The organism is Streptomyces mashuensis (assembly GCF_014654785.1).
Taxonomy (GTDB): Bacteria; Actinomycetota; Actinomycetes; order Streptomycetales; family Streptomycetaceae; genus Streptomyces; species Streptomyces mashuensis.
Map to the genome: position 1 here is coordinate 20323 of NZ_BNBD01000024.1, position 12601 is coordinate 32923.

Annotated in this window: 8 protein-coding genes; 3 read left to right on the top strand and 5 right to left on the bottom strand. The window is 75.3% G+C overall.

Features of this window, described 5'->3' with window-relative positions; all coding sequences use genetic code 11:
* The first annotated feature begins 4 nt into the window (after positions 1-4).
* Positions 5-1363 carry a carbohydrate ABC transporter permease gene (locus IE305_RS31315; RefSeq protein ID WP_373311799.1) on the top strand — a complete coding sequence of 453 codons (1359 nt, stop codon included), beginning with the start codon at positions 5-7 and terminating at the stop codon, positions 1361-1363.
* Positions 1360-2241: a carbohydrate ABC transporter permease gene (locus IE305_RS31320; RefSeq protein WP_190133224.1), complete on the top strand. Its 882-nt coding sequence runs from the start codon at positions 1360-1362 to the stop codon at positions 2239-2241. The genes IE305_RS31315 and IE305_RS31320 overlap by 4 nt, the downstream gene beginning before the upstream one ends.
* Before the next feature lie 18 nt (positions 2242-2259).
* Here IE305_RS31320 and IE305_RS31325 read toward each other — a convergent pair whose 3' ends face one another.
* Positions 2260-3774, bottom strand: a complete 1515-nt coding sequence (locus IE305_RS31325) for a glycosyltransferase family 39 protein (RefSeq protein WP_229891781.1) — start codon at positions 3772-3774, stop codon at positions 2260-2262.
* An 81-nt stretch (positions 3775-3855) separates the two neighbouring features.
* On the opposite strand from IE305_RS31325, the gene IE305_RS31330 reads away from it, so the two are divergent.
* Entirely contained in the window at positions 3856-5541 is a 1686-nt protein-coding gene (locus IE305_RS31330; RefSeq protein ID WP_229891783.1) for a glycosyltransferase family 2 protein, read from the top strand.
* Between the two features lie 178 nt (positions 5542-5719).
* Here the strand turns inward: IE305_RS31330 and IE305_RS31335 are convergent, their stop codons facing one another.
* The 4 genes from IE305_RS31335 to IE305_RS31350 are packed head-to-tail and all read right to left on the bottom strand — an operon-like array spanning position 5720 to position 12598.
* On the bottom strand, positions 5720-6865 hold the full coding sequence (locus IE305_RS31335; protein ID WP_190133225.1) for a glycosyltransferase: 1146 nt from the start codon (positions 6863-6865) through the stop codon (positions 5720-5722).
* A complete protein-coding gene (locus tag IE305_RS31340; protein WP_229891784.1) occupies positions 6862-9729 on the bottom strand; it encodes a bifunctional glycosyltransferase/CDP-glycerol:glycerophosphate glycerophosphotransferase in 2868 nt (955 codons plus the stop codon). The genes IE305_RS31335 and IE305_RS31340 overlap by 4 nt, the downstream gene beginning before the upstream one ends.
* 8 nt (positions 9730-9737) lie before the next feature.
* Positions 9738-10946 carry a glycosyltransferase family 87 protein gene (locus IE305_RS31345; protein ID WP_190133248.1) on the bottom strand — a complete coding sequence of 403 codons (1209 nt, stop codon included), beginning with the start codon at positions 10944-10946 and terminating at the stop codon, positions 9738-9740.
* 11 nt (positions 10947-10957) lie between these two features.
* Positions 10958-12598 (bottom strand): hypothetical protein, encoded by a 1641-nt coding sequence (locus IE305_RS31350; protein WP_229891786.1) that lies wholly within the window; start codon positions 12596-12598, stop codon positions 10958-10960.
* Positions 12599-12601: the final 3 nt, after the last annotated feature.

Here is a 12601-nt window from a genome sequence, read left to right on the forward strand (position 1 = left end):
CTCCGTGACTCCGGGCGCGGCCGCGCCCTCCGGCGCCCTGCCGCCGCCGTCCGTCACCCCGCGCCGCGCGCCGGGTGTGCTCCGCACCCGGCCGCTGGTGGCGGCCTGTTTCCTGCTGCCCGCGCTGGCCCTGCTCGGCGCGCTCGTGGTCTACCCCATCGGCTACTCCCTCTACCGCAGCTTCTTCGACTCCTCCGGCAACGGCTTCGTGGGCCTGGACAACTACCAGGAGGTCTTCACCGACCACCGCATCCGCACGGCCCTGCGCAACAACGTCATCTGGGTCGTCGTCGCCCCGACCGTCGCCACCGCCCTCGGCCTGGTCTTCGCCGTGCTCACCGAACGGGTCCGCTGGGGCACGGCGTTCAAGCTGGTGGTGTTCATGCCGATGGCCATCTCCATGCTGGCCGCCGGCATCATCTTCCGCCTGGTGTACGAGCAGAACCCCGACCGCGGCGTGGCCAACGCCGTGTGGGTGGGCATCCACGACACGTTCGCCGCGCCGGCCCCTTACCCGGGCGCCCGCCCCCGCCCGTCGGGCGGCCTGGCCGACGGCGGGGGCGGGGCGTTCACCACCACGGCGCCGGTGCGGGCGGGCAGCGCGGTCGCGCTGCCGCTGGTGGCGGTGAAGCCGGAGGACGTGGCGCACGCCAAGGAGGCCCTGCCGGCCCGCGACGTGGCGGGGAAAGTCACCGGCACGGCGTGGATGGACTTCACCCGGGGCGGCGGCGGGACGCCCGGGAAGATCGACGCGGGCGAGAAGGCCCTGGCGGGCCTGCGCGTGGAGGCGGTGAAGGACGGCCGGACCGTCGCCTCCACGACGACCGCCGCCGACGGCACGTTCACCCTGCCCGCGGCCGCGGACGGCGCGCTGCTGCGGCTGCCCGCCGCGAACTTCGCCACCGCCTACAACGGCGTCGACTGGCTCGGCCCGACGCTGGTGACCCCGTCCATCATCGGCGCCTACATCTGGATGTGGGCGGGCTTCGCGATGGTCCTCATCGCGGCGGGCCTGGCGAGCGTGCCGCGCGAGCTCCTGGAGGCCGCGCGGGTCGACGGCGCCAACGAGTGGCAGGTCTTCCGCCGGGTGACCGTGCCCCTGCTGGCGCCGGTGCTCGCGGTGGTCGTCGTCACCCTCATGATCAACGTGCTGAAGATCTTCGACCTGGTCTACATCATCGCCCCGGGCTCCAGCCTCGACAACGCCAACGTGCTGGCCCTCCAGCTGTACCAGTCGTCCTTCGGGACGGACGTCAACCAGGGTGTGGGCAGCGCCATCGCCGTCTTCCTGCTGCTGCTCGTGCTGCCGGTGGTCGTGGTCAACGTCCGCCGGATCCGCAGGGAGAGGGGGGAGCGGCGATGAGCGCGGCCGACACGGTGGTGCGGGCCCGGCAGTCGCTGCCGGCGCGGATCGCCGCCCGGCTGGGCGGGGGTGCCGTACGCGTCTTCCTGATCCTGGTGGGGCTGCTGTGGCTGATGCCGACGGCGGGGCTGCTGCTGTCCTCGCTGCGCGACAAGTCCGACATCGCGGCGTCCGGCTGGTGGACCGTGTTCACCCGGCCCTCCCAGCTGACCCTGGACAGCTACGGCAACCTGTTCGCCAACGACAAGGTCACCCACTCGCTGCTGACCACCGCGCTGATCACCGTCCCGGCCACGGTCCTGGTGATCCTCGTCGGCGCCCTGGCCGGCTACGCCTTCGCCTGGCTGGAGTTCCCCGGCCGCGACTGGTGGTTCATGGTCGTCGTCGGGCTGCTGGTCGTGCCGGTGCAGGTGGCGCTGATCCCGGTGGCGAAACTCTTCAGCGCGCTGGGCATCTTCGAGTCGACGGTGGGTGTGGTGCTGTTCCACACCGCCTTCGGCCTGCCGTTCGCCATCTTCCTGCTGCGCAACTTCTTCGCCGAGATCCCGCGCGAACTGCTGGAGGCCGCCCGGCTCGACGGCGCGGGCGAGATCCGGCTGTTCACCCGCGTCGTGCTGCCGCTGGGCGGGCCGGCCATCGCCTCGCTCGGCATCTTCCAGTTCCTGTGGGTCTGGAACGACATGCTGGTGGCGCTGATCTTCGCGGACAGCGGCAACCCGCCGGTCACGGTGGCGTTGCAGCAGCAGGTGCGCCAGTTCGGTGACAACGTCGACGTCCTCGCTTCGGGTGCCTTCCTCTCGATGGTCGTCCCGCTGGCGGTGTTCTTCGCGTTCCAGCGGCAGTTCGTGAGCGGGGTGATGGCGGGCGCGGTGAAGTGAGCGCGCGGCCGGCGGTGTTCAACGGCGTTCGTAGAGCGTGACGGCACCTCCCCGGACGAAGACGGTGGACCGCTCGCGGCACAGCTCCTCCAGCACCCGCACCTTGGCCGCCTCGGCCGGCTGCGCCCGGAACCAGCGGGTGCCCACGGTGGTCGTGTCGGCCACCACCCACACCCGCCGCCCCGGCGGCAGCGCGGCCAGCCGGGCGCGCAGCCGGCCGGTGCCGGTCTCCTGCCCGTACAGGGTGCCGGAGGCGGCGGGCGACCGCCGCAGGGTGAGGTCCCGCAACCCGGCGAAGGCCCGTGGGTAGGCGAGTCCGATGCGGCGTTCGTGGAGGGGCAGGAAGAGCACGGCGTCCCCGGGCCGTGCCGCCCGCCCCACCTGCGCGGCCACCGGGGCGAGTTCGTCGCCCCGGCTCACGGGCAGGCGGTCGTGCTCGTGCACCGGCAGCTGCCACAGGAACGCGCCCGCGACGGCCAGCACCCCCGCCGCCGTGGCCGCACGCCGCCACGGCACCGGCCCGAGCAGCCGCTCGGCCCCCGCGGCCGCGAGCAGCACCACCCCCGGCAGGCAGAACAGCAGATAGCGGTCGAGGAACAGCGGCTGCCACCGGGAGACCCCGTACAGCAGCACCGGCGACACCAGCGCCAGCGGCAGGGCCACGGCGTTCAGCCCCAGCGGCCCGGTGCGGGGCAGCGGCGCCAGCAGGGCGACCGCCACCAGCAGCACCGTAGCGGCCACGACCAGCTCCCGCGGCCCGGCGAACGCGTACAGCAGCGCCCGGGCCTGCTCGGGGCCGGGCGGTCGCAGCCACGCCACCTGGCGCCCCTGCCGCCGCGACACCACCGCCAGGGGCGCCAGCACCGCACAGGCGGCCAGCGCCGCGCAGCCCCAGCCGCGCCAGGCCCGCCACGGCACCCGTGACACGGCCAGCGTCACGGCGTGCGCCACGAGCACCAGCACCGCGAACTCGTGCAGCAGCGCCGTCACCGCCACCACCGCACCGTACGCCGCCCACCGCCGCCGTACGCCCGGACCGCCACCGCCCGACTGCTCCACGGCGCCGGGGAGCAGCCACGTCGCCAGCGCGGCGCCCGCCGCGACCAGGGCATAGGACCGGCCCTCCTGCGCGTAGTGACCCACGAACGGCGTCACCGCGTACAGCAGCCCCGCCCACAGGCCCACGCGGGGCCGGACCAGCCGGGCACCCAGCGAGGCCACCAGCGCCGCGGTGGCCGCGGCCGCCAGCACCGACGGCAGCCGCAGCACCGTCTCGTCGGCGCGCACCGCCAGCAGGGGGTGCATCAGCAGGTAGTACAGGCCGTGCACCGCGTCGACCTGGCCCAGCATCCGCCAGATGGCGGCCACCGGACGGCGGGCCACCTGGAAGGTGGCCGCCTCGTCGCGCCACATCGTGCCGCGGTCCAGGCCCCACAGGCCCAGCACCAGCATCACCGCGGCGGGCAGGGCCACCACGGGCCAGGGCACCGCGCGCCGCGCCCTGTTCTCCTCGCGCGCCGCAGTGCCACTCATCCGCGCCCTCCCCGGAACCACCCGCCCCACCCGGGTGAACAATCCCCTCATGCACGTACTTATCGGATAAGACTTGGTCACGTGGCCGTGAACGGAAGCGGAACCCTCCCCACGAGCGGGCACGTCAGCGTGGTCGTCATCGGCTACAACGACGCGCCCCACATCGGCGACGCCGTCCGCTCCGCGCTCGCGCAGGGCCCAGCCGTGGCGGAGGTCCTCGTCGTCGACGACGCCTCCACCGACCGCACCGCCGCCGTCCTCGAACGGATGCGGGCCGGCGAGCCCCGGCTGCGCGTCATCCGCCGCACCGTCAACAGCGGCGGCTGCGGCACCCCCCGCAACCAGGGACTGGCCGCCGCCACCGCCCCCTACGTGATGTTCCTCGACAGCGACGACCTGCTCCCCCACGGCGCCGTCACCACCCTGCTGGAGGCCGCGCTGCGCCACGACGTGCCCGTCGCCGCCGGCCTGTGCGTCCGCCGGGAACTGCCCCGGCGCCACGACACGCCCTGGCAGCCCGCCCTCTATCGGCGGCCCGCCGTGCACGCCCGACCGGAGGAGCACGCCGCGCTGCTCCGCGACACCCTCTGCGTCAACAAGCTCTACGCGCGCGCCTTCCTCACCGCGCACGGCGTCCTCTTCCCCGAAGGCGCCTTCCGTTACGAGGACTTCGTCTTCGGCGCCCGGCTGCTGGCCGCCGCCCCGCGCATCGCCACCGTGCCCGCGACCGTCTACATCTGGCACGTGCGGCGCGACGCGGCCCGCCCGTCGCTCTCCCTGGACCGGAACGCCGTCGCCAACTGGGAGGCCCGCCTCCGCGCCCACCGGCACTCCCTCGACGCCCTCCGCGCCGCGGACAACCCGGTCCTCACCCATGCGGCCAAGGTGAAGTTCCTCGACCACGACCTGCGCATGTACGTCCGTGAACTGCCCGGCCACGGGCCCGCCCACCGCCGCGCCTGGTGGGCGGTGACCCGCGACGCGCTGACGGCCTTCGACGAGGCGGACCTGCGGGCCGCCCGCGCGCCCGCGCGGTGGATCGCCCGCGTGGTACTGGCCTCGCCGGCGCCGCGCGACCTGGACCGGCTGGCGCAGCTGGCCGCCCGGCCGGCGCGGCTGCTGCCGCCGTACGCGTCGGCGGCGGACGGGCCCGTGTGGGCGTCCGACCTCCCCCAGGTCGCCCTCGACGGGCTGACGGGCCCCTCCGCCAAGCCGGCGCGCCGGCTCCCGGTGACCGTCGACGCGACGCTGCGCACGGGCCGCCGCAGCCCGCGGGCCGTCCTGACGCTGCGCGTCCACGAGCTGTACGGGCGTCTCGCCGCCGCGCGCCCCCACACCGTCGACGTCGAGCTGCGGCTGCGCGGGCCCGGCACGGCCGTCACGCTCAGCGCCCCGCTGGAGCGGGACGGGCCGGCGTGGACGGCCGCCGTCCCCCTCGACCTGGGCGGCCTGGCCGCCCACGGCCGCCGGGCGGCGGGCCGCGCCCCCCAGGCGTGGGACGTCCGCGTGGGTCTTCGCTTCGCGCGCGACGGCACGCTGCGGACGGCGGTCCGTGCGCACGGCGGCCCGCTGCGCCGCACGGCCCTGCCCAGCGCCCGCTTCGGGCTGCTGCTGGCGCAGCCCTGCGCCACGGGAAGCAGCTCGCTCGCGATCCGGCTGGCGCCGGGCCCGCGCTGCGCACTGGGCGTCCTGCTGCGCCGCCTCGGGCGGCTTCGGCGGCACGTCACGCGGCGCCGCGGACGGGGGCGGCACCGGGCGGCGCGGTGATGCTCCCCTCACCGGCCCGCCCACCACGGCCAGGACCCGGGCACCGGCCCGGAACACCCCCTGCCGCACACGGCGCAGCGCCCGTCCCCACGCCCGGACCGCTCTCGCCACGGCCCTGCGGGCAGCCCGTGCCAATGCCGCCCTCGTTCCCCCCGTCATCGGTGCTCCCCCCGTCCCCTCAGCGGTCGATTTCCTGGAAGAGGGCCTCCCAGCGGTCCAGGACCGCGGGGAGGGCCAGTGGTGCCACGTGGTCGCGTGCGGCCCGGCCGTAGCGGGCGCGGAGGCGGGCGTCGGCCATGAGGGCATCCAGTGCCGTGGCGAACGCCTCGGTGTCGCCGTGCGGGACGAGGGTGCCGGTCACACCGTGGGTGACCAGCTCCCGTACGCCTCCGGACACGTCGAAGCTCACGCACGGCACCCCGGCCGCCGAGGCTTCCGCCAGGGCCATGGGCCGGCCCTCGCGTTCGCTGGTGAGCGCCACGACGGACAGTTCCCGGTAGGCGGCGGCCATGTCCCGGACGGCGCCGCGGAAGCGCACCCGGCCGGTGATGCCCAGCCGGTCCGCCTGCCGGCGCAGGGCGGGCTCTTCGGGGCCCTCGCCGAAGAGGTGGAGTTCCCAGCCGGGCCGGTGGGCGGCAGCGGTGGCGAAGGCGTCGAGCAGCCGGTCGAGCCGCTTGACCGGGTCGAGCCGTCCGACGGCACCGACGCGCCGGGTGTCGAGGGGCGCGGGCGGGCCGGCGGCAAAAGGCAGCGGGTTGGGCATCACCCCGGCGTTGGGCAGGCGGCGCCGGCGGAACTCCGCCGCGTCCGCCTCGCTGAGGAACAGCGCCTTCTCCAGCCCGGCGTAGTGGTCGAGGATCAGTTGCAGGTTGGCGGTGTGGCGCGCCTGGAAGAACGACTCGTGGTACTGCCCGACGGCCCGCAGTCCCGGTGGCCGCGGCACGGCCTCCAGCCAGACCGCGGCCCAGGGCGAGCCGATCACCAGGCGGCCCTCGGGCGCGGTCGCGAAGCGGGCGGCCATGCGCTGCCGTGCGTGCAGCCGCTCGGTGCGCTCGGCCCGTACGGCGCCGAGCCGGGCGGGGTGCAGGCGCTCGGTGAGTGACGTGGGCCGCCAGGGCGGTGCGGCGGGGTGCCGGTAGAGGGTGGTGTGCCGGTAGGCGGGGTCGGCGTGGAAGGAGTGGGGTTCGGGGCTGGGCCGGATGCCGACCAGCTCCACGTGGTGGCCCTGTTCGGCGAAGCCCTGGGCGAGGGTGTGGAGGACCCGTTGCGAACCGCCCAGGGAGTCGACGTCGATGCCGACGAGGAAGAGCTTCCGTCGCTTCATCGCCGCACATCCTTCCCCGGCCGTTCGGGTCCGGCGACGTCCGCGAAGAACTGGTCGACGACGGCCTTGCTCGCCCAGCCCGTCTCGTGGGAGTTGAAGCGTGCCTGGAAGCGGGCGTAGGGCCCGGCCCACTGGTCCTGCACGGCGCGGAGGTCGCGGAGTGCCGCGACGAGCTCGCCGGTCGTGGAGAGCATCGGGCCGGGGGCGATGCCGGGCAGGTCGTAGTAGGTGCCGCGGGCGACGGAGCGGTAGTCGTCGTAGTCGTCGGTGAACAGCAGGATCGGGCGGCCCAGGTTGGCGTAGTCGAACATCACCGACGAGTAGTCCGTCAGCAGGGCGTCGGAGACCAGCAGCAGGTCGTTGAGGTCGGTGAAGTCCCGTCCGTCGCGCACGGCGTGGCCCAGTTCGCGGGCCACGGTGAAGCGTTCGTAGTAGTGCGGCCGGACCACCACGGTCCACTCCTCGCCCAGGGCGGCCACCAGTGCCGTCAGGTCCACCCGGATCGACGCGCCGCTGTCGCGGGCGCCGTCGCGGAAGGTGGGCGCGTAGAGCAGGACCTTGCGGCCGGCAGCGATCTGGAGCCGTTCGCGGGTGGCGGTGGCGCGGTCGCGCTGGGCGGGTTCGTTCCAGCGGACGAGGACGTCGTTGCGGGGCAGTCCGGTGCGCAGCAGCTCGCCGGTGTACTCGTTGGCGCGGACGAAGGTCCGCTCGAACTCCTCGCTCGGCGAGACGAGGGCATCCCAGCGGGCCACCATCTCGCGGTGGAGGCGCCGGCGCCCGGGCCCGGCCAGCCGCAGCTCGGGGGTGTCGAAACCCATGTGCTTGAACGCCTGGCCGTGCCAGGTCTGGAGGTAGCGCGTGCCGGGCCGCTTGGCGAACTGCGCGGGGAAGCCGTGGGAGTCGACCCAGTAGCGGGCGCGGGTGATGGCGTGGATGTACGCCCAGCTTCCGCGCCGCACGAGTTCCACGCCCTCGGGGTAGGAGGCGGTGCTGCCGGTGTAGGACCACACGGCGCGCAGCGGGAGGCGGCGGCGCAGGATCTCCTCGTGGATGTAGCGGGGGCTGTCGGCGTAGCCGCGGCCCTCCAGGGCCTCGAAGACGACGAGGTGCTCGTCGAGGGGCAGGCGCCGCAGCTCGTGCTGGACGAGGGCGCGGGCGCGGGGCCCGGTGACGCGGCGGGCCAGCCGGCCGGCGCGGCGGCGCACGGGGGTCAGGGCCGGGGCCGCGGCCTCGGCGGCGAGGAGGAGGCCGCGGCGGTGCCAGGTGAGTTCTAGCCGGCCGGCGCCGCGTCCCTCGCAGGCGGCCCGGACGTCGTGGTGGGCGGTGCGGACGGTGACGGGCGGTTCGTGGGCGGGGGCCAGCAGCGGGTCGGTGCGGGTGAGGCCCAGGCGGTCGAGGACGACGACGGGGTGGCGGCGGCCGCCGAAGCCGGTAGCGGGGACGCGGACGTGGCGCAGGTCGAGCTCGCAGCGGGCGGTGCGGACGGCGCCGTCGTCGTTCGCGGCACCGGCCGGTTCGTAGCGGACGGGCACGGTGAGGGAGGGTGCCTCCCGGCCCAGGCGCAGCCGGGCCGTGACGGGGCCGGCGGCCAGCAGGCGGCAGGGGTCGTAGGTGTGCAGGAGCAGCCGGAGGCGGGGTCCGGCGGCTTCCAGGCGGGCGACCTCGTGACGGAGGGGGCCGGTGGTGAAGGGCTGCTCCGCCATGTGCCAGTCGCTGATGTCGAGGGCGGCGGCTTCCTCGTCGTCGGCGGGCAGGGTGCTCCCCCAGTAGGTGCGCCCGGCGCTGTCGCGCACGATGTGGCGGGGGGCGAGGCGGGGCCGGTCGAGGGTGCGGGCGCATTCGGCGGCTTCGGTGAGCCGTCCGGTGAGCAGCAGGTGCTGGCAGACGCGTTGTTCGCGGGGCAGGGCGGCGAGCGCGGCGGGGGCGAGCCCGGTGAGGTAGGGCCCGGCGGTGGCGGCGAGGCCGGCGGCCCAGCGGGCGTCCCGGAACGGCAGGTCGCCGAGGTGGAGGCGGAGGTCGTGGCGGAGGAACTTGGCGTCCTTGTGCGGCCGGAGGTCGGCGTTGCCGGACTCCTCGAGGAAGGCGTCGACGCGGCGGGCGACCGCGATGCGGTCGGCCACGTTTTGGAGCTTGTGGCGGCTGGAGGAGATGGAGGGGCCGGCGGCCGGGTCCGCGGCCAGCCGCCAGGTGTAGACGGGCCAGGGCACGACGGCGAAGGAGCGGGCGAGGGTGAAGGCGCGGGCGGTGAAGAGCTGGTCCTCGTAGTGCAGGTCCTCGGGGAACCGCAGCCGGTGGCGGGCGAGGAAGGAGGCGCGGTAGAGCTTGTTGGTGGAGAGGTGGTCGAGGAAGTGGCGCGGGTCCTGCCGGATGCCCTCGACCACACGGGTGTCCTCGAAGAGTTCGGGGTACCAGAGGCCGGTGGTGCCGGTCTCCTCGAACACCCGGGTCACTTCGCCGGTGACGAAGTCGGCCCCGGTCTCCTCGGCGGTCAGCAGCAGGGATTTGCAGGCGTGGTAGGGCAGTTCGTCGTCGCTGTCGAGGAACATCACGTACGGCGCGCGGGCGGCGGCGATGCCGGCGTTGCGCGGGGCGCCGCAGCCGCCGCTGTTGGCGGGCAGGCGCAGGCCGCGCACGCGCGGATCGGAGCGGGCGAGCCCGCGGACCACCGCGGGGGTGTCGTCGGTGGAGCAGTCGTCCACGACAACGACTTCGAGGCGGTACAGGGACTGTCCCAGGACGGACCGGACGGCACGCGACAGCCGTCCCGCGTCGTTGTACGTGATGACGACGACGCTGACGTCGGCGGGCACGTCGCCTCCGGCGTCCTCGCGGACGTCGTCGCCGACGCTGACGGCAGTGGACACGGCTCACCTCATTTCCGGAAGACTTCCGGCGGCTTCCGGAGCCGCCCGGCTCCCACATGCTTACACAGAGAGTAACGACAACTACTCAGCGTGACAACCCCTGCCGTCCCCGGAGATCCCGGCGGCGTCACCACCCGCCACCCGCGCCACTGCCGCCACGCCGTCACCGCCAGCACCATCCCCAACCCCCCGTACATCACGATGTCCTTGAACGCGTGGTGCACCGCGCTCTCCAGCCCCGGCCAGGGCACCCCGCCCCACTCCGGCACCAACGGCACCCAGAACCACACCGATCGCGCCGCCGCGCCCCCGGCCACCACGGACACCGCCAGCGACGGCACCACGACCAGCGCATAGTTCTGGAACGACGGCCGGCACACCACGAACGCCGCCAGCATCAGCAGCGACGCGCACTCCACCAGCCGCAACGCCTCCCCACGCCCCTCGCACCGCTCCCCTCCGCGCCACCGCAGCCACGCCGCCCCCAACAGCCCCACCGCAAACACACACCCCAGCACGAGCGCCGGCGCCTGCGGCACCCCCAGCCTCGGCAGCACCGCCGGCCACGAGGCGTCGTACGGCCGGGCGTACGCGTCCTGCCCGTGCAACAGGAACGGCAACGTCCGGGTCAGGAAGAGTTCCGGGTGCGGCATCGCCACCGCCGCCGCCAGCGACAGCACCGCCGCCAGGGCCACCGCCCAGCCCAGCGCCCGCCACCGCCGCGCCAGCACGAACAACAACAGCACCGGCACGAGCATCGGCTTGAGCGCGATGGACCCGCCCACCACCGCTCCCGCCCCGCTCCACCTCCCGCGCCGCGCCAGCAGCAGCGCCGCCGGGAACGCCACGATGGCCACGACCGTCCAGTTGCCGAGGAACACCAGGCTCTGGAACGGCAGGAAGAACGCCAGCCCCACCAGCAGCAGCGCCGCCAGCCGGCTGTCGCGGCGCACCTCGAACAGACCCAGCGCCAGCAGCGCCCCGGCCCCCACGAACGCCCCGGTCGCCAGCGGCACGGCGTAGAACAGCACCCTCTCCGGCAGCCCGGCCTGCGGCAGCGCCGCGAACACCGCCCCCGGCAAGTACAGGAACCGCCTGTCCGCGTACGGCGACCCGCCCTCCAGCAGCGTGCGCGCCGCCCGCACCACCACCGCGTTGTCGAGGCCGATGCGGCTCTTGGCATACGGGCGGGCGGCGCTCAGCGTGAACAGCACCACCGCCGCGGCCCTCACCTGCCACGGCGCCCGCCCGAGCAGCAGTCCGGCCGGACCACCTCCCACAACGTCAGCCCCGACGGCCCCCGGGCCGCCCTCCGGAGCGCGGGATCGTCCGCCGGCAGGCCCGGCCGGCCGCTCTTCTGCAACACCCATCGCGCGCCGTACTCCTCGAGGATGGCGAGCCGTTCGGCCCGGGTCGTGTCGGGGGCGTAGTAGCGCCGGGTGGCCTCCCGGCGCCGTGCCTCGTCGGGCAGGAAGAGGTCGGGGTAGGCGGGCGCAACGGTGTACGGGCCGTAGGCGGGCAGCGCGCGCAGCGCCACGTAGTCGTCCGTCATCACCGTCTGCCCCTTGGGCACGCGGGCGGCGGCCCACCGGAAGCCCGGCCACAGGGCCGGCGCCCGCGCCTGGCGCAGCGGCGGCGGGAGGGCCTCCCTGTGCACCACGTACGACAGCACGCCGGCCTGCGTCCACGCCCCCGCCAGCAGCGCCACGGCCGTCACCGCCACCCGGACCGCCGCACCCCGCCCCCGCCGCGCCCTCTCCCCCTGCGTCCCGTCCCGCCGCCCCCGCACGGCCTCCGCCACCTCCACCGCCAGGGCGGTCTGCGCGGGCAGCACCACGGCCGGCAGCACCCGCCCCCAGGCGTAGTGGCCGCTCAGCCCGCCCGCCGCGAAGACCAGCGCGCCTCCGGCGCACAACAGGGCGAGCGGGTCGCGCCGGTCGCGCCGCCACCGCGCCACCAGCGCGGCCGCACCCGGCGCCAGCAGGCACAGCCGCTGCGGCAGGTGCGCGTACAGCGGCCGGTGGATCAGGTCCAGGCCGCCCCCGCCGAGGAGCGCGGTGAACGGGTAGTACGGCCAGCACAGCACCACCGTCCCGGTCAGCAGCGCCGCCGCGCCCGTACGCCACCACAGGGCCCGGTCCGGCACAGGGCGCGCCCCCAGCAGCATCGCGACCGACCCCAGAACCGCCACCGCCCCCGTGAACTGATGGACCAGCAGGACGAGCGCCAGGAGCGCCCCCGTCCCGAGGAAGCCCCGCAGCGTCCAGCGGCCGGCGAGGGCCCGTCTCAGGAGCGCCCACACGTGCAGGCACAGCCCCAGGGCGAACGTACTGGGGTAGGCCACCGTCAGGGCCAGCGACGTGAGCGCCGGCACGCCGCTCCACGCGAACAGCCGCACCCCGTAGAGGAACAGCACGCACAGCAGTGCGAGTGCCACGGCGCCGCGCGCCCTGCTGAACGTACGGACGAAGGCGGCGACGCCCGTGCCGAGCAGCAGCAGCCCCGCCAGGCCGGCCACCCGCAGCACGCGGAAGGTGCCCCAGCCGGTGGCCCGGGCGGCCAGCGCCTGGAAGAGGGTCCACGGCGAGTAGTAGGGGCTGGGCGTGTCCCGGTCGACCAGCGGGTTGCCCGGGTGCAGCGGATCGGCACGCAGCCGCTCCAGGACGGCGGCGTGCATGCCCAGGTCGCCCGACCACGGCAGCCGCACGACCACGAACAGCAGGAGGACGGCCAGCAGCAGGAGCGCACCCGACAGCACGGGACGCCCCAGCCGCCCATAGGCGGCCGGCAGGGTCTCCCGGGGGCCCGCAGCGCCCCCGGACCGGGCCTCCTGCGCCCGCTCCGCCGGGAGCCGCTCCAGGCCGTCCACCGG

Coding starts and splice junctions, on each gene's coding strand:
- IE305_RS31325 (WP_229891781.1), bottom strand. CDS start 3,774: ATGAGTGGCACTGCGGCGCGCGAGGAGAACAGGGCGCGGCGCGCGGTG.
- IE305_RS31335 (WP_190133225.1), bottom strand. CDS start 6,865: ATGAAGCGACGGAAGCTCTTCCTCGTCGGCATCGACGTCGACTCCCTG.
- IE305_RS31320 (WP_190133224.1), top strand. CDS start 1,360: ATGAGCGCGGCCGACACGGTGGTGCGGGCCCGGCAGTCGCTGCCGGCG.